A 24,392-nucleotide genomic window follows, 5' to 3' on the forward strand; every position below is an offset into this window, starting at 1 on the left:
TATAGCATCAACATTTAACTTTAGCGGAAGAAAAAGAAAATAGCAATGTAAAAAACAGGAGGGGATACCTCCTGTTTTCAAATTACAATTCTTTTATCATAACGATATGAGGAATATTTGCTTCCATAAATACATCAGAATGCGTTACATATCCAAGTTTCTTATAGAAATCTTCAGCATGTGTTTGGGCATGCAACTTTAATTTTGGTAGCGAGTGTTCCTTTGCATATGTTTCAAGTGCATCCATAACAATTTTTCCAATGCCTTTTTTACGATGGGAAGCTAGTACACAAATGCGCTCCATTTTTCCAATGCCATCAATGGTGCGAAAACGTCCAGCACCAACTGGAACATCATTGTCATATATAACGACGTGTATGGAAGTTTCTTCAAACTCATCGTACTCTTCTTCAGCAGAGACACGTTGTTCATTTACAAACACTTGTTTACGTACAGAGAAGGCATCTCTTAGTTGTTCATCCGTTTGTACAATCTGTGCGTGCAAATTAGTTGTTCCCCTTTCCAAGGTGGAATGTTTCGTGTACAGTCCATGTTCCATTTTCTAATTGATATAGAAGATGGAAACGATCAATTGGTTGTTCATAATAGAAATCTTTCATACGTAATCGGCCCAACACATCAGCATGCTCTGCGTCTGATAAGCCTTGTCCAATTGTTAAATGAGGTACGAAAGCATATTCGCGTTCTTGCGTGAATAACCCGCTATGCATTTCTTCATTTAAGAAAGTAAGTTCAGGTGTTTTTTCTACTTTAAAGTAAAGGACGTTATTAACAGGTGCGAATGAACCAACTTTCCCAACATGAAGGGTGAAAGGGTTCGTTTTACTTGCGATTGTATGTAACTCGTTTACAATCGATTCTAGTTGATCATCTTGCGTCTCAAAGGGTGTTTTCAATGTAATATGTGGCGGAACTAATGCGTAGTGCGGATCATAACGTTTACGCAATCCGTTCGCTTTATCTTGAATCATTTTAGATGGAAAAATTACAATGCCTAATTTCATGTTCCAATTCCTCCCTTTGTAAGTCTAGTTAGATTTTGAGAAAATAACTCTCTTAATCTATTATATCAAATTATTCTGAATACTGCTCTCTATTATTTCATTGATAGCATATGAGAGAAAGCTTTCGGTAAATCAGTTTGCCAATATTTCCACGTATGATTACCTTCAAATTCCTCGTAATGCGTGATGAAATTTCTATCTGTCAGAAGTGTATTGAGCTCACGGTTCGGCCCTACGAAATCAGATACTTGCCCATCAGTGCGCTTTACAGCTGTTTCTTCTGTCCCAATGACGTGATAAAGCTCCAGTGCCTCCGGAGTTTTGAAGTCTTTTGCTAAGTTCATCACTGTTTCGTCCACAAATGGTGATTGCATAACGACTTTACCGAATGTATGCGGATACATAAGTGCGGTCATAAAGGAAACTGTTCCGCCAAGAGAATCACCAATTAACACACGACCTTTTCCCATTTGGTACGTTGGATAATTTTCATCGATATACGGTGCAAGTTCATGAGCAAGGAAACGAATATACGCAGCGTTTTTTACTTCATTTGGGAAATATTTTTCTTTACGATCGTGTACATTTTTATATGGAATACCGACAATAATTGTACGGTCAATTTCTTCAGTTTCACGAAGGCGCTCAATTACACGGTGTGCTTTCCCAAGCTGAAAATAATCTCTGCCATCTTGTGCAATTACAACTGTATGTTTGTGCAGCGGTGTGTAATTTACCGGTAAGTAAACGAGAAGTGTAACATCTTCTTGAAGTGATGCACTATAAAATGAAATCTCTTCAATTCTCCCAATTGTTTGATTCATGTAGATCCCCCTAAATAAAATTTACTGTAATGATTGTAAGAGCGACGCTTGTAGTGAAAAAGAAAGAAATATTCACTAATAGGTGCTTTCGTTTCTATTTTACCATAATGGTACGAAGAATCTAAAAAATTAGTATTTAAGTTAGGGAAGAAAACGGATATAATGAAGTGGGATTTTTGACAGGTGAGAGGGGAGACGGAATTTGAAACAAGAAAAGTCAATCGCACTACCATTAGCAATTTCCATTATAGCCATTTCATTCGCAGCAGTTTTTGTAAAGATGTCCTCAGCACCATCTTCCATATTAAGTATGTATCGATTATGGATTATCGTACTTATTATGCTGCCTATCGTTTGGAAAAAACGGGAAGAGTTTAGTAAGATTCAAATAAAAGATTGGGGGTTTTTAATTGGATCTGGTTTCTTTTTAGCACTTCATTTTCTTTTATGGTTTGAATCTTTAAAGCATACAACAGTTGCGAGTTCGACGATTATTTTAGCGCTTCAACCAATCGTATCTTTAGTTGGAGGTTTTTTCTTATTTAAAGAAAGAACAACATACTCAGCCATTGCGACAATGGGAATTGCGATACTAGGTGTAGTGTGTATCGGTTGGGGAGATTTAGGACTAAGTGAACAAGCAATTTATGGAGATATATTATCCTTTTTAAGTGTAATAGCAGTTGTCGGTTATTTATTTATCGGGCAAACGACAGTAAAGAAAGTATCACACTGGATTTACAGCTTTACTGTTTTTGCATTCGCAGGTATTTTTATGGGGATTTATAATATAGTGTTGCAAGTGCCTTTTACAGGTTATACAAAGTGGGATTGGACCGTCTTTCTTTTACTTGCGGTCGTGCCGACAGTGTCACACGTCATTAATAATTGGTTATTAAACTACGTAAATGCAACAACAATTTCGATGAGTATTTTAGGGGAACCAGTTGGAGCATCTATACTAGCGTTCTTCATACTTGGGGAAAGATTAAATGCTATGCAAATGATCGGTAGCATGCTCGTATTGTTTGGTGTATCTGTTTTCTTATTGCAGCAACAAAAACGAACAGCAAAAGATGTGGTGAACGAACCAGTATATACGCAGGAATTATAATAGTAGAGGAGAAAAGAGAAGTTGTAATGCTTCTCTTTTTGTTTTATAGAAATACAGAGGAAGAAGGGGGAGGAAAATGGAAGAAGTATTAAAGAAGTATATGCAGAACCTTACAACACTAAGTGAAGAAGAGCAGCACACGATCCTCAGTGAATTACAAATTGAAGAATATAAAAAAGGAACAGTGCTCCTAAGGCAAGGAGATGTTCCTTCGAAATGTTATTTTGTATTAAAGGGATGCATTAGGCAATATTGTATAGATGAAACAGGGAAAGAGGTTACATCAAATTTTTATACAGAAGAACAAGCAATCGCAAATTTTAATCATCATAAACAAGATAAATCATCCCCGCATACGTTAACGTGTTTAGAAGACTGTCTAGTTGTAGTTGGCGACCTGTATTGTGAAAAGGACATGTATAAGAAATATTCACAGTTAGAAGAAATGACACGTCAAATGATTGAATACAATTTTGGTGAGGTACAAGAAGAACTTACATTATTTATTGCATCGACACCAGAAGAGCGCTACAAATCATTATTACAAAAACGACCTCATTTAATCAATCGTGTTCCTCAATATCAATTGGCAAGTTATCTAGGTATTACGCCAGAATCATTAAGTAGAATTAAGAAACGACTCAAACAGTAGAGTCTTTTCCACCTCTAATCAATAGCCATATACTAAATCCAAGTTCACCTGCGATCATCGGTAGTTGAAAGACAACATTAAGAATGGAAATCATCGCATCATATTGTGAAAACATTGTATTCATGACGTGAATTACGATATAACCCATAGCAGCGATGAATAGTAATACACTAATCAATTTCGGTATTTGTTTAGATAGAAAAGTTACATATCCTAAAGTGAAAAGATGTAAGCCGAAAATGATTAACCCTACAGACCAAATGTATTCGAATGCACTGAGAGACAACATCACATATGTTTCTGGATTCGCAATCATACTTTTTGAAAGTAGCAATGCCAATATTAAATTGAATATGGCGATTCCAAGTATCGCTGTATACATAAGACGAAGCAAGGCAGCTAGTAATGAGAGGCTAGTATGAATTGGTTTTAGAAAGAAATAAAGAGCCCACGCGGCGACAATATCAGTAATGAAAATGATAATCCAACCGAAGATTTCCGCTTTGAAAAGTGAATTTGAAGTTTGGATATTATGGAATGTCGCGCCCGCGTCTTCTTGTACAACGAGATTTCCATGAACAAAACCGTAAGAAAAAAATGCAATGAATGCCATAACAAGAAGAGAAAAGCCAGCAAATAAGGCATACTTTCGTTCTGTCATAATATGTCCTCCTATTCTCATGTTGTTTTTATTGTAATAGTGGAAGGGGAGGGGATTCATTGACTTAAATCAAGAGAGGGGACGTTTAGTGGAATTTCCATCAAAAAAAGATACATGGTTATATCCGATTTTTTTCGTTGTCATTGGAGCGTGTTTTGCTCCCATATTTGCAGGAAGAGAATATTTTCTTTTATTTTTCACAATTCTATTGGCCATCTTATTTATGTGGAGTTGGTTTTCAACAAAATATATCGTCGGAGAAGAAAGAATTACTATTAAATCGGGTTTCGTTAAAAAGCGCATATTTATACGAGATATAAAACAAATTTCAAATACGAAAAATCCAGTAGCAGCTCATGCTTTATCATTTGACCGACTTGAAATGGTTTACTGCACACATCCAACAGAAATTATTTCTCCTAAAGATAAGGAACAATTCATCAATTTAGTTAAAAGGAAAAATCCACACATTGACACAAAGTAAAAGAGTGGCTTCGTAGCCACTCTTTTACTTTGGATTTGTCATATAAGGTTGTACATGAATGATACATAGGTCACGGAACTTCCCTTCAGCAGTTGTGACAATTACGACGGCTCTTCCGGCACTTTTTCCAGTAATCGTTATCGTATCATCTTTTGGATACATTGTGATAACATCAGCATTCATATTTGTCCAAATAAGTTCTTTATTCGTTGCTTGCACTGGCAAAACGGAAGCTGATAACTCAATGCTTTGTCCCGTTCTTACTTTCAACTTATTTTTTTCCATATGAACACCGATGACTGAAATAACAGAAGGAGCAATTGAAATTTTAGGTGGATTAGATTGTATGTTCAAACAAGACGCAGAAGTATTTGTGATAGGTGAAAATTTACGTGTTTGTTGTTGCTGGAAAGCTGCTAACATGTTGGAGTCCCCTTTCTGTATAAGTGCTGATAGTACTACTATAAAGGAGTAGTGTTATGTTTAATTTAACGAAACATAAAGAAATTGTTAAATTCGAGGAGAAGATTGTCGAACTTTGATATAAAGAAAGCTCTGCTGTTACGATAGCAGAGCTTTCCCTTTATAGATTATGTTGTTTTTCAAAATCCTCAAATTGTTGTTCAACTTCTTTTGAAGGTTGTGTTAGTAAACTAACAATTATGATCACTAGTAAACTAATAGCGAAACCAGGAATCATTTCATATAAGAAGTCTTTTAAGAATTTAAATTGTGTCCATATAATAACAGTCGCAGCACCAGAAATCATACCTGCAAGTGCGCCCCATTTTGTCATGCGTTTCCAATATAAGCTTAATAAAATAGCAGGTCCGAATGAAGAACCAAATCCAGCCCAAGCGTATCCAACAAGAGCTAAAATCGTATCATTTTGTTTAAACGCTAATGCGCATCCAACTAAGGCAATAACAAGTACAGCCATACGACCGACAAATACAAGTTCTTTATCAGAAGCAGAACGTTTAAAGAATGTACGATATAAATCTTCTGTTATAGCACTAGAAGTAACGAGTAATTGAGATGAAATTGTACTCATAATCGCTGCTAAAATAGCTGCTAATAAAAATCCAGTAATAAGTGGATGGAATAAAATTTTTCCTAGTTCAAGGAAAATTGTCTCTGGGTTAGATAATGTTAATTCTTGTTGTGAGTAGTAAGCAATACCGATAAGACCAGTAAACATTGCTCCGACAACTGAGAAAATCATCCAGCTCATACCAATTCTTCGTGCGCTTTTAATTTCTTTTACAGAGGAAATTGCCATAAAGCGTACGATAATATGAGGTTGTCCAACATAACCAAGGCCCCATGCGAATAAAGAAATAATCCCTAAAGTAGAGGCACCTTTAAAAATATCTAGACGTGTTGGATCTACAGATCGAATTGTATCAAATGCAGGTCCAAGTCCGTTCGAGTTCATAATTGTTACGATAGGAACAAGAATAAGAGCAACAACCATAATGATTCCTTGCACGAAGTCTGTCCAACTTACTGCTAAGAAACCACCAAATAATGTGTAAGCGACAACAACGCCTGCAACAATGAATAATCCCACATGGTAGTTCATACCAAATGAATTTTCAAATAATACAGCGCCTGAAACTAATCCTGAAGCTACATAAAAAGTAAAGAAAATCATAATAACAAGTCCGGATACTAAGCGTAGCATGTGAGATTTGTCGTGGAAACGATGTTCCAAAAATTCTGGGATAGTAATAGAGTTGTTTGCCATTTCAGAGTAGGTACGTAAGCGAGGAGCGACATAAAGCCAGTTTGCGTATGCGCCTAGTGTTAGGCCGATCGCAATCCAACTACTACTTAATCCAACGCTAAACATTGCACCGGGTAAGCCCATTAAAAGCCAACCACTCATATCGGATGCTCCAGCACTTAATGCTGTTACTGCGGGGCCTAGTGTACGCCCGCCAAGCATATAATCTGTTAAGTTGGACGTTCGTTTATAGGCGAAATAGCCAATTACTAACATCCCGAGCATGTAAATAGAGATAGAAGTTAAAGTTAACATCTGCGTACTCATGTAGTTCCCCTTCCTTTTGTCATGTCTTTTGATGCGTTATGCATATTTATAATCTATCATGATTATTCTGAAAAATCCATACAGAAATATGAATTTTCAGAAATGTAAGCGTTTTTTGATGTTATTTTACTTTTTTAATATATAATATTCATACAAAAAACCTTATTTTTAATAGAGTATTTATTATATTTACATAAAAAGCGGTTGTTTTGTCAATATAATATTGAAAGGAAAGAAAAATAAAATTTTTAAAAAAGTATTGACTTGTGAAAAAAGTCAGGTCTATAATGAGTGCAACTTAAAAAATGCAAGCGTTGATGAAGAAGAGTACACATGATGAACATGTCAGAGAGCTGATGGTTGGTGCGAATCAGTATGGAATTGATGTGGAATGGGCTTCGGAGCTTCCAAACCGAAACGAAAGAAGTAGGCTTTGGCGACATGATCTCATCGATACAAGAGACACGTATTGTTTTTGATACGGTAAAGTGCGTTACATTCGTAACGAATTAAGGTGGCACCACGGGAGTACCCGTCCTTTCTATAGGATGAGTACTCCCTTTTTGTGTATAAAAAATTAAATAAATGAAATCGTTTAAGTAAGAAGAGTACGTGTATTGGAGACGTTACAGAGAGCCGGGAATAGGTGGGAGCCCGGTGCGGTGCCATATGCGGAATGGGCTTACGAGAGGTATGCTGAACAATTATTTTCAGTAGGCAACCCGGGTTCCGCCGTTACAAGGATAAGGTATATATTTTGTACCTGAATAAAGCGGGATGCTTTTGCGTCCAACATGAGGTGGTACCACGGTAAATTTATCGTCCTCTACATATTTTCGATATGTAGAGGACTTTTTTATTTTTCAGGATGAGGTGAAAGACATGATGACAAAAGAGGAATTTATAAAACAGAAAGAACAAAGAAAAACATTTTTAGTAATCGCTGAAGAAGAAGGAGATAGCATTACGCCAATTTCTTTATATAGACGTATGAAAGGTAAGAAGAGGTTCTTATTAGAAAGCTCACAACTTCATCAAGATAAAGGACGCTATTCTTACTTAGGATGTAATCCGTATGGTGAAGTGAAAAGTATCGGTACAGAAGTGGAACGAACGATTTACGGTCAAACAGAAGAGTTGCAAGGTAACGTACTACAAGTGTTAGAAGAAGTAATCGCGTCAACACAAGTAGACAGTCCGTTTCCATTTTGCGGAGGAGCAGTTGGTTATATTGGCTATGACGTCATTCGACAGTATGAAAACATTGGAGCGGATTTACACGATCCATTGAATATTCCAGAAGTACACCTTTTACTGTACCGTGAGTTTATCGTGTATGACCACTTACGCCAAAAATTATCATTTGTATATATATGCAGGGAAGATGATGTAGCTTCTTATGAAGAAGTATACGAAAGGCTGCGAGTATACAAAGAGGAATTGCTACAGGGAGAAGAAGCTGAAGTAACTGAAATAAAATCAACATTATCATTCACTTCTTCTATAACGGAAAAAGAATTTTGCGCGATGGTAGAAACGGCGAAAGAACACATTCGAGCCGGGGACATATTCCAAGTTGTATTATCGCAGCGTTTGCAAAGTGAATGTATTGGGGATCCGTTCGCGTTATATCGAAAACTTCGAATTGCCAATCCATCACCATATATGTTCTATATCGATTTTCAAGATTATGTTGTACTCGGTTCTTCGCCGGAAAGTTTGTTATCGGTAAGAGACGATAAAGTGATGACGAACCCAATTGCCGGTACGAGGCCGAGAGGGAAAACGAAGCAGGAAGATGCGGAAATTGAAAAAGAACTGTTAGAAAATGAGAAAGAACGAGCAGAGCATATGATGCTTGTGGATCTTGGGCGGAATGATATTGGTAGAGTAAGTGAAATTGGCTCAGTTACGATAGATAAATATATGAATGTAGAAAAATATTCTCACGTTATGCACATTGTATCTGAAGTTTACGGAACATTGCGAAAACAAATGAGTGGATTTGATGCATTAGCGTATTGTTTACCAGCAGGGACAGTTTCAGGCGCTCCGAAAATTAGAGCGATGGAAATTATAAATGAGCTAGAGATTGAAAAAAGAAATGTATACGCCGGTGCAGTTGGATACGTTAGTTTTTCAGGAAATCTTGATATGGCGCTCGCCATTCGAACGATGGTCGTAAAGGATGAAAAAGCATACGTTCAGGCAGGAGCGGGTATCGTCTACGATTCAGACCCAGTTGCTGAATATGAAGAAACGTTAAATAAAGCGAGAGCGCTTTTGGAGGTAATGAAATGATTGTACTGATTGATAATTATGATTCATTCACATATAACTTGTATCAACTGTTAGGCGAATACGAAGAAGATATTGTTGTCGTAAGAAATGATCAAATAACGATAGAACAATTAGAAGAAATGAAGCCGAAAGGAATTGTACTTTCACCAGGACCAGGAAAACCAGAGGATGCTGGCATTTGTATTGAAGTGATTCGTCATTTTTATAAGAACGTTCCCATATTAGGGATTTGTCTTGGCCACCAAGCGATCATAGCTGCATTTGGAGGAGACATTGTTAGAGCAGAACGTATTAAACACGGAAAAACATCGCGTGTGAAACATAACGGAACGTCAATCTTTTCATACGCTACACAGCCGCTAACGGCAATGCGTTATCATTCCCTTGTTGCAGAGCAAACGAGCTTGCCAGAGTGTTTTGACATATTAGCGACAGCGATGGACGACGGAGAAATAATGGCAGTCCGTCACAATTATTATCCGCTCTTCGGATTACAGTTTCATCCGGAATCAATCGCAACAGAAGAAGGGGGAAAGTTAATACGTGCCTTTTTAACAGAAGTAAAAGAGGAGGAAAGAGTATGAATAACTATCTTCGTAAATTAGTGGAGGGTCAACATTTAACAGAAGAGGAAATGTATAAAGCAGGACTACTTTTATTAAGTGAAAACATATTAGAAAGTGAAATTGCAGCTTTCTTAGTCTTACTGAAAGCGAAAGGTGAAACTGCAGAAGAAATATACGGTCTCGTTCGGGCTCTTCGCGAAAAGGCATTGCCGTTTTCGAACCATATACAAGGAGCAATGGACAATTGCGGGACGGGTGGTGACGGTGCTCAAACATTTAATATTAGCACAACGTCAGCATTTGTACTGGCAGGAGCTGGCGTAAAGGTTGCAAAACATGGTAATCGTGCTGTTTCTAGTAAAACAGGAAGTGCAGATTTATTAGAAGAACTCGGTGTAAATATTAGCAGTACGCCAAACGAAATTGATTATTTATTAGAGCATGTGGGCATTGCATTCTTATTTGCACCAGCGATGCATCCAGCGCTAAGGCGCATTATGAAGATAAGAAAAGAGTTAAACGTGCCGACGATCTTTAATTTAATTGGTCCTTTAACAAATCCAGTGAATTTAGAAACACAATTTGTCGGTATTTATAAACGAGATATGTTATTACCAGTTGCACAAGTATTACAAAAGTTAGGTCGGAAACAAGCGCTTGTCGTAAATGGAAGTGGTTTTTTAGATGAAGCGTCATTGCAAGGAGAAAATCATGTAGTCCTTTTAAAAGATAATGAAATAGTAGAAATGAGTATTGATCCAGAAAAGTATGGTTTTTCAAGCGTGAAAAATGAAGAAATTAGAGGGGGGAATTCAAAAGAAAATGCAAAGATTACAGTCGGCGTATTGAGCGGAGAAAAGAGTGTTTATCGCGATACAGTTTTATTAAATGCAGGTCTAGCTCTGTTCGCAAATGGAAAAACGGAAACGATTGAAGAAGGAATTAAACTCGCGGCACATAGCATTGACGCTGGAAAAGCATTAGCCAAATTAAACTTATTAATTGCAGCAAGCAATGAAAAATTAGAAAGGGTGAATTAAAATGGGGACGATTTTAGACAAAATTGTAGAACAGAAGAAAAAGGAAGTTGCGGAGTTATATGAAATATATACACCAGTAAAAACAAAAAGAAAGACACATTCACTTGTGGAAGCGTTACAGCAGTTTACTGTCATCGCAGAAGTAAAGCGGGCATCACCATCAAAAGGAGATATCAATTTACACGTTGATGTACGAAAACAAGTGAAGACATATGAAGAATGCGGCGCTGGTGCAGTTTCTGTTTTAACAGACGGTCAATTTTTTAAAGGATCTTTTCATGATTTACAAACGGCAAGAGAAGAAAGTAACATTCCTCTTTTATGTAAAGATTTCATAATCGATAAGATTCAAATTGATAGGGCATATGAAGCAGGTGCAGATATTATTTTACTAATCGTAGCAGCGTTAACGAAAGAGAAGTTAAAAGAGCTGTATAGCTACGTATTAGAAAAAGGATTAGAAGCAATTGTTGAAGTTCATGATGAGCAGGAATTAGACATTGCGATCCAATTAAATCCGCACGTTATCGGTATTAACAACCGTAATTTAAAAACATTTGAAGTCGATTTAGGCCAAACAGAAAAGCTTGGAAAACGATTAAATGTGGAGAAATTACTTTGGATTAGCGAGAGCGGGATTCATTCAAAAGAAGATATTATTCGGGTCAAACGAGCTGGAGCAAAAGGTGTATTAGTTGGAGAGGCACTTATGACATCATCTTCTATTAATAGCTTTTTTGAAGATTGTAAGGTGAATATATGAAAGTGAAAATTTGCGGCATCACTGATATGGAAACAGCAAAATGTGCTTGCGAATACGGAGCAGATGCAATCGGATTTGTTTTTGCTGAAAGTAGGCGGGAAATTACTCCGAGGCTAGCGAAAGAAATTATTGGGGAGCTTCCAGAACACGTGTTAAAGGTCGGTGTTTTCGTAAATGAATCAGTAGCAGTGATCCAGAAAATTGCAGATGAGTGCGGGTTAACACATGTGCAACTACATGGGGATGAAGACAATTATCAAATTAGAAGATTGAATATTCCGTCTATAAAGTCGCTAGGAGTAACTTCAGAGAGTGATATGAAAAACGCTCAAGGGTATGAAACGGATTATATATTATTTGATAGCCCAAAAGAAAAGTTTCATGGAGGAAATGGAAAGACATTTTCATGGGAACTACTTGGGCATATGCCCAAAGAATTGCGAAAAAAAACGATATTAGCTGGTGGATTAAACGCTCTTAATATAGAAGAAGCAATTCGAACTGTTCAGCCATACATGGTCGATGTAAGTAGCGGAGTGGAGACAGAAGGAAAGAAAGATGTAGAGAAAATAAAACAATTTATTATAAAAGCGAAGGAGTGTTCCAAATGAACTACGCATATCCAGATGAAAAAGGACATTACGGTATATACGGAGGACGATACGTTCCAGAAACGTTAATGCAATCTGTACTAGAACTAGAAGAAGCATATAAAGAAGCGATGCAAGATGAAGCGTTTCAAAAGGAATTAAATCATTATTTAACAACGTACGTCGGAAGAGAAACACCGCTTTATTTCGCTGAAAATATGACGAAGTATTGCGGCGGTGCAAAGATTTATTTAAAACGTGAAGATTTGAACCATACAGGAGCTCATAAAATTAACAATACAATCGGTCAGGCACTTCTTGCAGTACGAATGGGCAAGAAAAAAGTTGTCGCTGAAACAGGGGCTGGACAACACGGAGTGGCAACCGCTACTGTATGTGCTCTACTTGGATTAGAATGCGTCATCTTTATGGGGGAAGAAGATGTGAGACGTCAAAAATTAAATGTGTTCCGAATGGAATTACTCGGAGCGAAAGTAGAAAGTGTAGCGGCAGGTAGTGGAACATTAAAAGATGCGGTAAACGAGGCGCTTCGTTACTGGGTTTCACATGTGCATGATACGCACTACATTATGGGATCTGTTCTTGGGCCACATCCTTTCCCGCAAATTGTTCGTGATTTCCAAAGTGTAATTGGGAAAGAAACGAAAAAACAATATGAGGCGTTAGAAGGAAAGTTACCAGAGGCAGTCGTGGCTTGTATTGGCGGTGGTAGTAATGCGATGGGCATGTTTTATCCGTTCGTACACGATGAAGAAGTTGCTCTTTACGGCGTAGAAGCAGCAGGGAAAGGCGTTCATACAGAACAGCACGCAGCTACTTTAACGAAAGGAAGCGTTGGTGTTTTACACGGATCAATGATGTACCTTCTGCAAAATGAAGAAGGACAAATTCAAGAAGCGCATTCTATTTCAGCGGGGCTTGATTATCCAGGGGTTGGACCAGAACATAGCTTGCTAAAAGATATTGGACGTGTTTCTTATCATTCAATAACAGACGAAGAAGCGTTAGAAGCATTTCAATTATTAACGAAAAAAGAAGGGATTATTCCGGCGTTAGAAAGCTCACATGCTGTCGCATACGCATTAAAATTAGCGCCGCAAATGAAGAAAGGCGAGGGGCTTGTCATTTGTTTATCTGGCCGCGGTGATAAAGATGTAGAGAGTATAAAACGTTATATGGAAGAGGTGTAAAAAATGGGAGTCGAAAAAATTAAAGCAGCATTTGAAAATGGCAAGAAAGCATTTATTCCGTACGTAATGGGCGGAGATGGAGGCCTTGAAAAATTAAAAGAAAGAATTCGTTTTCTTGATGAAGCAGGAGCAAGCATCGTTGAAATTGGTATCCCGTTTTCAGATCCAGTCGCAGATGGCCCAACGATTCAAAGAGCAGGGAAACGAGCGCTAGATGGAGGTGTAACGTTAAAGGGCATTTTTCAAGCGTTAGCAGAAGTAAGAAAAGAAGTACAAATTCCGTTTGTACTCATGACATATTTAAATCCAGTACTCGCATTCGGAAAAGAACGATTCATTGAGAGATGCTTAGAGGCAGGTGTGGACGGTATTATCGTTCCAGATTTACCGTATGAAGAACAAAATATTATTGCTCCGTTACTGCAAGAGGTGAACATTGCGCTAATCCCACTCGTTACCGTTACGAGCCCAATTGAGCGAATCGAGAAAATTACGAGTGAATCAGAAGGGTTCGTCTACGCTGTTACAGTAGCAGGCGTAACAGGAGTACGTCAAAACTTTAAAGATGAGATTCATAGTTACTTAGAAAAAGTAAAATCACATACGCATTTACCGGTAGTGGCAGGGTTCGGTATTTCAACAAAGGAACATGTAGAAGAAATGATTACAATATGTGACGGAGTTGTCGTTGGAAGTAAAATTATTGAACTGTTAGAAAATGAAAAACGAGAAGAAATATGTGAATTAATACAGGCAACAAAACAAAAAGAAGAGGCATAAGTCTCTTCTTTTTGTTTTACGTAATAAATGTTAAAATATACAGAAAATACATATAATTTAGAGGGTGAGAAAGCATGCTAAGACGTAAACTACTATATCTCCTTTTAACTGTACCACTATACGCTTGGCTCATTAGCATGACAAAAATAGAGTTGATGGCTCTATTTTTAGGATATGTATTCATCTTTTCCAACTTAAATCGCATTCAAGAGCAATCTATTTTAGAAATATGTATATTTTCGATTAGTATAGAATTATTTAGTATCGTTTCGATTGTATTATTAAATGAATTATTTGGATGTATCCATTCATTTGAATTAATGAAATTTGGGAATGTTGTATTGCAAGTAATATGTGCTTATATTGTGTTTGTTGTGTTAGACAAAATAGTCGAACAGCAGACGGTTTTTGAGAATAATAGAAAATGGGAGTGATTCAAAAAGGAGTTAAACAGCTCCTTTTTTGAATCTGTTGTAAAAACAATTGAAAATTATGACATCTGTTATATAATAGTTAAAAATTGTATTTTAAACGAAATGAGATGATAACATGGCCATATTGTTGGCACTTATCCCAATTATGATGATTTTCATTTGTTTATTTTTATTGAAACAAACGTCATTAAGGTCTTCTTTAATTGCTTACGTTGTATCTGTTGGAATCGTTTTACTCTCGTCAACATTTCAACTAGGGATAAGTGAAACTGTGCATGCAACGATTAAAGGTTGGTTAATTTGTTTTATTGTCGGGTACGTTTTATTTTTCGGTATTTTTTTATTTCACCTCATGAACAAAATGGGGTACATCGACCAAGTAGCAGGTTTTCTAGAAGAAGTTACGCATGATCGTTTATTACAAATGCTTCTTATGTGTTTTGGTATTTGCCCACTAATTGAATCAGTAAGTGGATTCGGGATCGGCTTTATGGTTGCAGCACCTATTTTTCTTTCATTAGGTTATAAACCGTTCCAAGCTGTACTGCTCTCGTTTATCGGCTTACTAGCTAGTTCATGGGGGGCAATGGCAACTGGTACGATTATCGGTTCGCAGCTTATCAATATGCCTCTTACAACACTCGGTACAAATACAGCGCTATTAAGTATCCCGATGTTTGCTTATTTCGTCATTCTTTCTTTACATGTTGTTGGTGGCTGGCAGGCCGTTATTGAAAAGTGGAAGGAAGGATTCGGTTTCTTTCTATTATTTTCTTTCGGAATCTATCTTTCTAACGCATACGTAAGCGTAGAATTAGCAGGTATATTAAGTTCTATCGTTACCATTACATTTGGATTTCTTATCATTAAATTAAAGGGCAAAAACGAACAAAATCTAATAACAGAACATGCTGCGGCAACGGAAAGAGAAGTATCTATTCTAAAAATTATTAGCCCTTATATATTCTTAACTGTTTGTATTTTACTTTCTCGCCTCGTACCAGCATTGCATGATGTATTCAGATCATATGCAGTCCTTGATTTAAAATCATACTCTTACAAATTAGAAATGCTGTATTCACCAGGATTTTGGCTCGGTATGACTTGTTTATTTACAATCATTTTCTTCCGTATTCCATCTCATATTATGAAACAATCACTCTCGCAAACGATAAAACAATGGATTCCATTTGCGATTACAACGACAATGTTTATCGCCATTTCAGAACTAATGGGTGCATCTGGCATGCATGCATTACTGGCAAAAACAGCTGGTGACACATTTGGAACATTTTTCGTTTTCGTTGCTCCGTTCATCGGCGGAATCGGTGGCTTTTTAACAGGTAGTAATGCAGGATCAAATGCGATGTTCATAAAACTACAAATGCAAACGGCGCAAAATGTAGCACTCCCGTGGCAATACGTCACAACATTGCAAAACACCGCATCATCAGTAGCGACAATCGCTTGCCCGTCACGTATTACGCTAGGCGCGTATTTATGTAACATCCCGTATCGTGAAAATGAACTATTAAAGAAGACAACGTTAATGATCTTTGGCGCGGTGTTACTTGTAGTGATAGAGGTGCTTTTTTGGTATATGTTGAGAAATTAAAAATCCTCCTAACATAGGAGGATTTTCTTTTTATATGGATAATGCCTTAAATATGAAAAGCTTCTACTAAATGAATAGGAGATGAAAGGTATGCCCTTAAAAAACTATGGTGTGTTAAAAGGTACTGTTATACAATCTAAGATTGGAAAAGGGAAAACTCCTCATTATCAAGTTCATTTACAAGGCGAAGCAGAAGTAGATTATCGTATTGCCATTAACGTGAAATCGCAAAGTTACCCTTCAGAAGTTTTATATTTTGCGAGCGACAATATTCGGTCAGAGGCGATTCATATTTTACCGACATTACCATTTGGTTTTACGGAAGTAAAAAATAATGAACCGAAAGTGGCTCTAGATTATGTAAGAGGAAATCTATTTGACTCAAAACAAATGATTCCTTTACCTGCTGAAAAAGCAGGGGTAGATAATGATTTAAATGAAAAAATAGAACGTTATATAAAACGGGCAATAGAAGAAAAAGCAATTATTTACGCGTTTGGTGAAAGATGGGGACCAGAAGAAGATACACCTGATTCTTACTTTCATTTCGAACCAGGAAACGGGATACACGATATTCATATGAATCAAGGAAATGTAGAGAAATGGAAGGGTGATAATGGTATATGGCAAGACGGAGGCATACTCATTCACTTTGAAAAGGAAGAAAAATGGATCGGTATCTTTCTTGCATTCCAGTCACAGTCATGGTGTACCGATGAAGAGGGACATGCTCGTGTTCCGGTTGAACATTGTGATTATAAGAGGAATAAGTGATGAGAAGAGCTAGTTCGACATGAACTAGCTCTTTTCATTGTAAATAAGATATATGGCAACCAGTATTTTATCTTATACTATTAAACCATTCTTTATAAGATGTTTCACTGTGCGCTCCCTCAATTCTATTTTTTTCTTTCCCGTTTCTATACTCAACGATTGTAGGGACTGCTTCTATCCTAAAATTATCCCACTCCTCTATAGGGTATTCCCCTAAATTTATTACTTTCATTGGGATATTTTTATCTTTTGCCATTGGTACAATAATTGGGCTAACTTGCTCACAGTATAGGCAACCTTCCTTATAAAAATATATAACATGCTTTTCATTATTAATTAGGTCTGCCTTTAGTTGTTTAATTGGAATCGAATTTTGATAATAATTCCCGTCCTGTAGCTTACTAACTTCAAGTTTCTGATTTTTATTCCCTTTTTGCACAAAAAATATACCAGCCAGAATTGAAATGATTACAAGACTAAACAGTATCATTTTTTTCATCGTTACACCACTCTTGCTAAATATATTGAGTCCTTTTGAAAAATGAAGAGCCACCCATAAGTGAATTTCTAGGAAGCTCCTCATTTATTAATCATATATCATACATTCACTTACTTGTTCTATTTTTGAATATGTAAAATAAAACATTTAAAACACCCAAAATAAATATAGTAAATATCATATATAAGCTTGTTCCATCTATCTCAACTTGGTATTCATCTACTATAAATCCAGACATTACATATAAGAGACCCGCTACCAATATACAAATCCCAGAAATACTAAATACATATAGAGTATTGATTTTTTTACAATTTATCAAAATTAAATACGAAAGAGCTATTAAGATACCAATCAGCACCTTAAATACGGGTCTTAATTCTGTGAAAATTTGAATATCCAAGTATATTCCTCCTAAAATAATATAGATTTAACTTGGATTGCAGGCTGCTAAAAGCGTCTGTGGATAACTTACATTTGGCCTACTTGGTTCAATATTCCAAGGGTTTTTCTTACTACCAATGGTATCATGATGACAATCATACTGTTTCTTTAATCCTGATTCATTCTTCCATTTACTATTTCCAGAATGAACAGCTTTTAACTTAACCCAACTATCATGCCTTCTCGAAAGAACTTCTGCATTGTTTTTTCCAGATGTTAAATATGGTTTATGCGTAATGCTTAGTGATATCATACCATCACGCGTTATCCACTTAGCACCTGAGAAATAATCTTTGTAATATTTTACACTTGCTTTCATAGCCACTGTAACTGGTTCCTTTGCTTCACTAGCTTCCACATGTAACTGCAACACATTCCCTTCAGAAACTTCTGCATGGATTGTAGCACCTAGTTCAGATTTTATTTGTGGCGTATATAATAAAGCAATTGATTCATTTTCTTTATTATAAACGTTACCAGCGCCATTGAAGTTGCCGTATTCATCTTTAATAAGTTGAATATACTCTCCATCTTGGAAGTCAAATGGAATTTTAATAGTAGCGTTCGTATCTTCAGGCGCTAAAGTAATTGTTTGCTCAATACTATTACCCTTCTTTTCGATCTTATAATCTAGTGTATCACCTTTAGAATAAGTATTTACTGGTTTTCGTTGCAAACTCGGCTTTCCTACTCCAAATACATTTCCTTCCTCAGCTACTAATTGGTTTTCTCCAACCCATTTATCAATAGATTCTATATCGATAAATTTCTGATTTGTATTTTGTACTCCTGCATTTACCGCATTATTAAATGTTGCAAATGAAGTAGCCAATACAACACCTGTTGTAAAAACTTTTAAACTTTTCATACAAGCACCTTCTTTTTTCTTTTCTTGATTACATTTGTATATTATAATTAATAGATTTTAATTACAAGTCTAGTTATTTGTGTGTTTTTTTGATATAATTTTATTGTAAACATTTGGAAGCTTAATGAGGTTTATAATTAGTTATATTTAAATAAATGGTAAAATGAATATAGAGCGGAATCGAATAATTACACTCTATATAATAAATAAAGTGTGATTATCAAGTGAGCGGAATGCACCTTAGGGTGTCTTTATTTGCATAAAAACCCTCATCATCCTATGGGAATGGCGAGGTCTTTAATATATATCCAATCTCTTCAATAATTTGTATTTTGAAATTCAAGATAAGATATTGATGTGCTTTTACGTAAGTAAATAGTTTTCTCTTGAGTTTATTATTGGTGTATAGAATAGTATTTGAAAGGAAGAATTTAATATTTCTATTAGGTGAACAGCCCGTGTATTCTTAAGAATTTAGTTGGAATAGTTGATCATGTACAAAAGCTAGTTATTAGTGGTGAAATAAAGAATATAGGAGAAAAATTCATTAATCATCTTGAGAGAATAAGAAGAGGGCGTTCAAAACGAACGCCCTCTTCTTATTTTAGAAAACCCAAAACTAACAAGTGTAGAAATACAAGAGAAGAGCAGTGCCACACTAGAAAATGCAATAAGATACATATTATATTTCATAACCTGTCCAATTAGCTGATTACTATCGTACTGAAATAGTCCTGCTATTATATTGAATAAAAATAACACGATAAACATGACGATAACACCGTCTATTGATCCTTTAATATCTGGTTTACTTAAAGCGATATGTGCAGAAATACAAATGGCGATAAATAAAAATAGCCAAAAAGAAGGATTCAATACATTATTTATTGTAAATAAGCTCTTTAATAATACGAACGTCGATAAGAGCATGTTTTGCACCATTTCTACATTAATAGAAGTAGAAGCGATTGTTTTTTCGAGAGTTGTATTAAATAAGAAATATGAATCTGGTACGAAATAGCGCATTAAAAGGATTAGTGCCGTAATACCAGAAATAATAGGTCCGATGCCGATAAAGAAGTTCCCAATTCGTTGATATACACTTTTATGATTGTATTGATGTTGTACGTAGCCTAAAGCCCCTTGACTTGTATCTGTTGGGAAAAACTGCGTTGCTACAATTTTATGACGAAATAGTACGCACATAATGGCATGTCCAAGTTCATGAATAGGAACACCAATCCAGGCAGTCAAAAGGAACCCTTTTCTTCCAAATGCTCTCGACCAATACATCCGTGTTAGTGATTCTAAATAGCCTAATAGAAAGCCAATTACAATGATAACGCCAATTAAAGAAAATAATTGGATTACGCTTGTAAGGAGTATTTGAAAAATTGAGTTTACCAATTCCATTGTCTTTCATCCAATCTGTTAAAAACATTATTTATTCTGTTTCATAATAGCATTTTTTTTCAAGATTGCTAGCACATATATTTTCTTTCGGAAGGAGGATTTCAGAATCTTTTTCTTGTAGTCATGTTTTATGTACAAAGTCATATATTGAATTTGTAACACCCTATACGGTATATGCTTAAGGAGGGATGAGAGAATGAAATGTCCGGCGTGTCATACAGAAAATGCAACAGAGGCAAAGTTTTGCGGGAATTGTGGACATTCGTTAACGGAGGGAGCAGTAGCGAGTAGTGCACAGGAAGAAGGTGAGCAACAGGCACGCGTAGCACCAGCAAAGGAAGCTCGACCAAATGAAACGGTAGAGCAAGCGAAGCGATTTGCAAGTGGCTATTTTCAGTTCTTTAAAAATGCTTTTAAATCACCATCGGCCATTATGAAAAGTGGGAATATTGAAGTGCGAAATGGAATTGTAAGTCTTGTTCTTATTTGTTTTTTAGGAGCCTGTCTTTTTTATAGAATGATGAGTGCTGCAGCAGCTGTTACGAGAACATTTGCACCAGATATATCTACTCCTACATTCTTTTTGGACACTGTAACGGTCTTTTTATTTTTATTAATTTTAACTTTATTTGTCGGATTTATTATTTTTGTAAGCGGTAAGATGATGAAAGCATCTTTTTCGTTTCTTGAAGTATTCGGTATATGGGGAACGATAGCAACGCCAGCTATTGCTATATTAGTTCTTTCTTTTCTGTTTAGCTTTTTATTAATCTTTTTCTTACCAATCTTATTAGGGTTGGCTACAACGTATATGGGAATTAGTATCATTGTCGCTATAGTAAAACTAGATAACGGCGGATTAGATCCTATTTATACACTTCTTATCGCAAATGTTTTAATCGGAATTGCAACATTTATTGTACTGTGGTCTTACATTAGCACGATAATTCAAACCTTTACACAGGGAATAACTGGCTTCTAACGAAAAGGTGGTTGAATGGATGAATGTATGTACAAAGTGTGGGACTCAGTTTGAAGAAGGTGTGCAATTTTGTCAAAACTGTGGGATGAAGAGGGGAAGTCCTGTAGTAAAGAAGAACATGAGTGGTGGTGCAAAGGTTGGCATTACGCTGTTAGCCCTATTTGTTATAGCAGTTGTCGGACTCTATTTGTATGGATCATCGTATTATAAGCAGTCGGCACAAGTAGACCGGATGATTACGATTTTACAAGAGCAGGACGGGGAGAAGTTAGCTGAGATTGTTACAGCAGATGATCCGTCTGTTGTTGTAACGCGAGAGAGTCTAATGCCACTCTTTTCGTATGTAAAAGAAAATCCATCCTACGTGAATGAATTGAAAGAACATTTGAGGATAGATAAAAAACAAGGGAACGGAATCGAAAGAACAGACTTTTCGTTAACGAAAGACGGAAAGTATTTCTTTTTATTTGATCGGTATAAATTGAAAGCAAAGACGTATTATACGACGTTGCTTTCAAATGAAAAAGGTGCAGCTTTAAAAATGAACGGAAAAGAAATTGATAAAACAGATGACAAAAAGTTTGAGAAGCAATATGGACCGTTTCTTCCGGGAACTCAAGTGTTTCAAGCAGAATATAAAAATGACTATGTGAAACTATCACGTGAAGAAAAGGTTGTACTTATGAAACAAGGTCAAAATAACGTAACGATAGATTTAACGTTGCAAGGTCAATATATTACTGTCCAAACGAACGTGCCTGGGGCAACATTGTACGTGAATCAAAAGCCAGTTACAGCGCTGGTTGGAGAAGAAATTACGTGGGGGCCTGTAGCGACTGATGGAAGTGCGACGATTTATTTAGAACGAAATGGAGAAAATGGAAGGGAAACGACGAAGGTAGAAACGGTAACGGCATTTCCTTCGTATAATCTTCCATTCCAGAAGAAGAGCTCGGAAAAAACAGTTGTTTACAATGTTACTCCGCCAGCTACGACTCGGTATGTATATAATGGCTTTATCTTCCCTGATAGTGATATTCGAAAACTAACGAGTGCAGACTTAGCATATTTATCGAAAGAACAGTTGAAAATAGCGAGAAACGAAATATACGCAAGACATGGACATATGTTTCAAACGAAAGACATGCAAGCGTATTTTTCAAAGCAGTCTTGGTATAGAGAAAATCCATATTTTGCAGGAAAGCTAACGGATATTGAATCTTATAATGTTGAACTAATCAAATCAAGAGAATAGAACACGTGAAAAAAGGTACAGTGCATAACTGTACCTTTTTTATGGTTTTTTATCTGAACCAGGATCCCTTGAAAAAAAGATATGAAAGAGGAATGTGACTTTACTTGCACCTCCTGATGTACTTGCTTGCACCTCAGATAATGCGTTAGATGTTAAAACACCTTCAGAATGAGGGGGGACGACTATTTTGAGATTATCGTCTGATTCTGATGATGCAGTAACTGTTATTGTATCATCAGATAAGTTCAAAATTTTTACAGTACCGATTGGTAAGATGGACTTGCCAGCGTGTGATGCTGAAGCGAAGTGAGAGCCTTTCCAAATCGTTTGTGGGAAAGTTTCATCATTAGATAACCAAGCACGAGCACTATAAATGGTTGCGTTAATAGAGAATTCTTGATCAAGCGACAAGGCGGGTTTTGGTTCTTTCGGTTCCTCTGGAGTTTGAGCGAGAAGGCCGGCGCACATGTATGTTTCACCTACTTTCAATTGTTACTGTTATAGCATATTAAACATATTGTTTATAAGACACGACAGTTACCTATTCAGGCATAGGTTTGTGCACAAAATTTGAAGATGAAATTCTCTTTCTTTACAATGGAAGTAGGTGTTATTTCTATAAAATATGGAAAACGTAAAGAGTATGTAAAAAAGAAGGAGTGGTAACGTGAACTATGTCATTATTGGCGGAGATGCAGCTGGTATGAGTGCAGCGATGCAAATTGTTAGAAACGATGAGAATGCAAATGTTGTGACGTTAGAAAAAGGTGAAATTTATTCGTACGCTCAGTGTGGATTACCGTATGTCATTAGTGGTGCTATCGCTTCAACGGAAAAGTTAATCGCGCGTAATGTAAAGACGTTTCGAGATAAATATGGAATTGATGCGAAAGTACGACATGAAGTAACGAAAGTAGATATGGAAAAGAAAATGGTGTACGCAGAGCATACGAAGACGAAAGATGTTTTTGAATTTCCGTACGATCGATTATTAATTGCGACTGGAGTGCGTCCTGTTATGCCAGAATGGGAAGGTCGAGATTTGCAAGGTGTTCATCTTTTAAAAACAATTCCGGATGCTGAGCGTATATTAAAAACGTTAGAAACGAATAAAGTTGAAGATGTAACGATTATTGGCGGCGGTGCGATTGGACTGGAGATGGCAGAAACATTCGTCGAACTTGGTAAGAAAGTAAGAATGATTGAGCGAAATGATCATATCGGTACGATTTATGATGCAGATATGGCGGAGTATATACATAAAGAAGCAGATAAACATCATATTGAAATTTTAACGAATGAAAATGTAAAGGCGTTTAAAGGAAATGAACGAGTAGAAGCAGTTGAAACAGATAAAGGTACATATAAAGCGGATCTTGTTTTAGTATCTGTTGGAGTGAAGCCAAATACTGATTTTCTTGAAGGAACAAATATACGTACAAATCATAAAGGGGCAATTGAAGTAAATGCATATATGCAAACGAATGTGCAAGACGTATATGCAGCTGGTGATTGCGCAACACATTACCACGTTATAAAGAGAATTCATGATCATATCCCGCTCGGAACGACTGCTAATAAACAAGGTCGACTTGCTGGACTGAATATGCTTGATAAACGAAGAGCCTTTAAAGGAACGTTAGGTACAGGCATTATTAAATTTATGAATTTGACGCTTGCAAGAACAGGCTTAAATGAAAAAGAAGCGAAAGGGCTGCATATCCCGTATAAAACAGTCAAAGTAGATTCGACAAATATGGCGGGCTATTATCCAAATGCCAAACCACTTTATTTGAAATTACTCTATCGTTCTGACACGAAACAATTGTTAGGCGGACAAGTAATTGGAGAAGAAGGCGTAGATAAACGTATTGATGTAATCGCGATGGCACTTTTCAATAAAATGAGCATTCACGAGTTAGAAGATGTCGATTTAAGTTACGCACCACCATATAACAGCGTTTGGGATCCAATTCAGCAAGCGGCAAGACGAGCGGAATAGCACTTTTTAAGTGCTATTTTTTCGTTAAAGGGGAATAAT

27 protein-coding genes and 2 other annotated features are annotated in these 24,392 nt (G+C 36.4%); of the genes, 16 read left to right on the top strand and 11 right to left on the bottom strand.

Annotation, left to right across the window (positions count from 1 at the left end; genetic code table 11):
* Positions 1 to 82 precede the first annotated feature (82 nt).
* The 3 genes from ATN06_RS06410 to ATN06_RS06420 all read right to left on the bottom strand — a co-directional run bounded on the left by ATN06_RS06410 (position 83) and on the right by ATN06_RS06420 (position 1,849).
* Positions 83 to 505, bottom strand: a complete 423-nt coding sequence (locus tag ATN06_RS06410) for a GNAT family N-acetyltransferase (RefSeq protein ID WP_060629973.1) — start codon at positions 503 to 505, stop codon at positions 83 to 85.
* A 1-nt stretch (position 506) separates the two neighbouring features.
* On the bottom strand, positions 507 to 1,025 hold the full coding sequence (locus tag ATN06_RS06415) for a YjcG family protein (RefSeq protein WP_060629974.1): 519 nt from the start codon (positions 1,023 to 1,025) through the stop codon (positions 507 to 509).
* 92 nt (positions 1,026 to 1,117) lie between these two features.
* Positions 1,118 to 1,849, bottom strand: coding sequence for an alpha/beta hydrolase (locus tag ATN06_RS06420; RefSeq protein WP_060629975.1), 732 nt, complete (start codon positions 1,847 to 1,849; stop codon positions 1,118 to 1,120).
* A gap of 202 nt (positions 1,850 to 2,051) precedes the next feature.
* Between ATN06_RS06420 and ATN06_RS06425 the strand changes: the two genes are divergently transcribed.
* Positions 2,052 to 2,963, top strand: coding sequence for a DMT family transporter (locus ATN06_RS06425; RefSeq protein WP_060629976.1), 912 nt, complete (start codon positions 2,052 to 2,054; stop codon positions 2,961 to 2,963).
* Positions 2,964 to 3,039: 76 nt separating this feature from the next.
* On the top strand, positions 3,040 to 3,615 hold the full coding sequence (locus ATN06_RS06430; protein ID WP_060629977.1) for a Crp/Fnr family transcriptional regulator: 576 nt from the start codon (positions 3,040 to 3,042) through the stop codon (positions 3,613 to 3,615).
* Here ATN06_RS06430 and ATN06_RS06435 read toward each other — a convergent pair.
* Positions 3,605 to 4,276: a DUF4386 domain-containing protein gene (locus ATN06_RS06435; RefSeq protein WP_060629978.1), complete on the bottom strand. Its 672-nt coding sequence runs from the start codon at positions 4,274 to 4,276 to the stop codon at positions 3,605 to 3,607. The two genes, ATN06_RS06430 and ATN06_RS06435, sit on opposite strands and share 11 nt — an antisense overlap.
* Before the next feature lie 88 nt (positions 4,277 to 4,364).
* Between ATN06_RS06435 and ATN06_RS06440 the strand changes: the two genes are divergently transcribed.
* Positions 4,365 to 4,760, top strand: a complete 396-nt coding sequence (locus tag ATN06_RS06440) for a PH domain-containing protein (protein ID WP_060629979.1) — start codon at positions 4,365 to 4,367, stop codon at positions 4,758 to 4,760.
* 24 nt (positions 4,761 to 4,784) lie between these two features.
* On the opposite strand, the gene ATN06_RS06445 is transcribed toward ATN06_RS06440, so the two are convergent.
* Together ATN06_RS06445 and putP are read right to left on the bottom strand one after the other, a co-directional pair.
* Positions 4,785 to 5,183, bottom strand: a complete 399-nt coding sequence (locus ATN06_RS06445; RefSeq protein ID WP_060629980.1) for an Ig-like domain-containing protein — start codon at positions 5,181 to 5,183, stop codon at positions 4,785 to 4,787.
* A gap of 160 nt (positions 5,184 to 5,343) precedes the next feature.
* On the bottom strand, positions 5,344 to 6,816 hold the full coding sequence (putP, locus tag ATN06_RS06450; protein ID WP_060629981.1) for a sodium/proline symporter PutP: 1,473 nt from the start codon (positions 6,814 to 6,816) through the stop codon (positions 5,344 to 5,346).
* A gap of 305 nt (positions 6,817 to 7,121) precedes the next feature.
* Positions 7,122 to 7,359, top strand: a binding site (T-box leader).
* Positions 7,360 to 7,401: 42 nt separating this feature from the next.
* Positions 7,402 to 7,646 (top strand) — a binding site (T-box leader).
* 52 nt (positions 7,647 to 7,698) lie between these two features.
* On the opposite strand from putP, the gene trpE reads away from it, so the two are divergent.
* The 10 genes from trpE (at position 7,699) to ATN06_RS06505 (ending at position 16,890) form a co-directional block, all read left to right on the top strand.
* Entirely contained in the window at positions 7,699 to 9,117 is a 1,419-nt protein-coding gene (gene trpE / locus ATN06_RS06460; RefSeq protein WP_060629982.1) for an anthranilate synthase component I, read from the top strand.
* On the top strand, positions 9,114 to 9,701 hold the full coding sequence (locus tag ATN06_RS06465) for an aminodeoxychorismate/anthranilate synthase component II (protein WP_060629983.1): 588 nt from the start codon (positions 9,114 to 9,116) through the stop codon (positions 9,699 to 9,701). The genes trpE and ATN06_RS06465 overlap by 4 nt, the downstream gene beginning before the upstream one ends.
* Complete coding sequence (gene trpD, locus ATN06_RS06470) at positions 9,698 to 10,723, top strand: anthranilate phosphoribosyltransferase (protein WP_060629984.1); 1,026 nt, start codon at positions 9,698 to 9,700, stop codon at positions 10,721 to 10,723. Before ATN06_RS06465 ends, trpD begins: the two co-directional genes overlap by 4 nt.
* A gap of 1 nt (position 10,724) precedes the next feature.
* Positions 10,725 to 11,486, top strand: coding sequence for an indole-3-glycerol phosphate synthase TrpC (trpC, locus tag ATN06_RS06475; RefSeq protein WP_060629985.1), 762 nt, complete (start codon positions 10,725 to 10,727; stop codon positions 11,484 to 11,486).
* Entirely contained in the window at positions 11,483 to 12,097 is a 615-nt protein-coding gene (locus tag ATN06_RS06480; RefSeq protein ID WP_060629986.1) for a phosphoribosylanthranilate isomerase, read from the top strand. The genes trpC and ATN06_RS06480 overlap by 4 nt, the downstream gene beginning before the upstream one ends.
* Positions 12,094 to 13,287, top strand: coding sequence for a tryptophan synthase subunit beta (trpB, locus tag ATN06_RS06485; RefSeq protein WP_060629987.1), 1,194 nt, complete (start codon positions 12,094 to 12,096; stop codon positions 13,285 to 13,287). Before ATN06_RS06480 ends, trpB begins: the two co-directional genes overlap by 4 nt.
* A 3-nt stretch (positions 13,288 to 13,290) precedes the next feature.
* On the top strand, positions 13,291 to 14,067 hold the full coding sequence (trpA, locus tag ATN06_RS06490) for a tryptophan synthase subunit alpha (RefSeq protein ID WP_060629988.1): 777 nt from the start codon (positions 13,291 to 13,293) through the stop codon (positions 14,065 to 14,067).
* Between the two features lie 74 nt (positions 14,068 to 14,141).
* Positions 14,142 to 14,501: a DUF4029 domain-containing protein gene (locus tag ATN06_RS06495; protein ID WP_060629989.1), complete on the top strand. Its 360-nt coding sequence runs from the start codon at positions 14,142 to 14,144 to the stop codon at positions 14,499 to 14,501.
* Between the two features lie 115 nt (positions 14,502 to 14,616).
* A complete protein-coding gene (locus ATN06_RS06500) occupies positions 14,617 to 16,116 on the top strand; it encodes an L-lactate permease (protein ID WP_060629990.1) in 1,500 nt (499 codons plus the stop codon).
* 90 nt (positions 16,117 to 16,206) lie between these two features.
* A complete protein-coding gene (locus ATN06_RS06505) occupies positions 16,207 to 16,890 on the top strand; it encodes a DUF2278 family protein (RefSeq protein ID WP_060629991.1) in 684 nt (227 codons plus the stop codon).
* A 67-nt stretch (positions 16,891 to 16,957) separates the two neighbouring features.
* On the opposite strand, the gene ATN06_RS06510 is transcribed toward ATN06_RS06505, so the two are convergent.
* From ATN06_RS06510 to ATN06_RS06525, 4 genes are all read right to left on the bottom strand, one after another.
* Positions 16,958 to 17,389 carry a thioredoxin family protein gene (locus ATN06_RS06510; RefSeq protein ID WP_234415825.1) on the bottom strand — a complete coding sequence of 144 codons (432 nt, stop codon included), beginning with the start codon at positions 17,387 to 17,389 and terminating at the stop codon, positions 16,958 to 16,960.
* A gap of 106 nt (positions 17,390 to 17,495) precedes the next feature.
* Positions 17,496 to 17,792, bottom strand: coding sequence for a hypothetical protein (locus ATN06_RS06515; RefSeq protein ID WP_060629993.1), 297 nt, complete (start codon positions 17,790 to 17,792; stop codon positions 17,496 to 17,498).
* Positions 17,793 to 17,819: 27 nt separating this feature from the next.
* Positions 17,820 to 18,701 carry a DUF2599 domain-containing protein gene (locus tag ATN06_RS06520; RefSeq protein ID WP_060629994.1) on the bottom strand — a complete coding sequence of 294 codons (882 nt, stop codon included), beginning with the start codon at positions 18,699 to 18,701 and terminating at the stop codon, positions 17,820 to 17,822.
* 579 nt (positions 18,702 to 19,280) lie between these two features.
* Positions 19,281 to 20,114, bottom strand: a complete 834-nt coding sequence (locus ATN06_RS06525; RefSeq protein ID WP_060629995.1) for a hypothetical protein — start codon at positions 20,112 to 20,114, stop codon at positions 19,281 to 19,283.
* A 196-nt stretch (positions 20,115 to 20,310) separates the two neighbouring features.
* Between ATN06_RS06525 and ATN06_RS06530 the strand changes: the two genes are divergently transcribed.
* Together ATN06_RS06530 and ATN06_RS06535 are read left to right on the top strand one after the other, a co-directional pair.
* Positions 20,311 to 21,096 (top strand): zinc ribbon domain-containing protein, encoded by a 786-nt coding sequence (locus ATN06_RS06530; protein WP_060629996.1) that lies wholly within the window; start codon positions 20,311 to 20,313, stop codon positions 21,094 to 21,096.
* 19 nt (positions 21,097 to 21,115) lie between these two features.
* On the top strand, positions 21,116 to 22,351 hold the full coding sequence (locus ATN06_RS06535) for a TcaA 3rd/4th domain-containing protein (RefSeq protein ID WP_060629997.1): 1,236 nt from the start codon (positions 21,116 to 21,118) through the stop codon (positions 22,349 to 22,351).
* 39 nt (positions 22,352 to 22,390) lie between these two features.
* Here ATN06_RS06535 and ATN06_RS06540 read toward each other — a convergent pair whose 3' ends face one another.
* Positions 22,391 to 22,819 (bottom strand): hypothetical protein, encoded by a 429-nt coding sequence (locus ATN06_RS06540; protein ID WP_060629998.1) that lies wholly within the window; start codon positions 22,817 to 22,819, stop codon positions 22,391 to 22,393.
* A 199-nt stretch (positions 22,820 to 23,018) separates the two neighbouring features.
* On the opposite strand from ATN06_RS06540, the gene ATN06_RS06545 reads away from it, so the two are divergent.
* On the top strand, positions 23,019 to 24,353 hold the full coding sequence (locus tag ATN06_RS06545) for a CoA-disulfide reductase (RefSeq protein WP_060629999.1): 1,335 nt from the start codon (positions 23,019 to 23,021) through the stop codon (positions 24,351 to 24,353).
* Positions 24,354 to 24,392 lie beyond the last annotated feature (39 nt).

Origin of the sequence: Bacillus thuringiensis, from assembly GCF_001455345.1 — a bacterium.
GTDB classification, from domain to species: domain Bacteria; phylum Bacillota; class Bacilli; order Bacillales; family Bacillaceae_G; genus Bacillus_A; species Bacillus_A thuringiensis_N.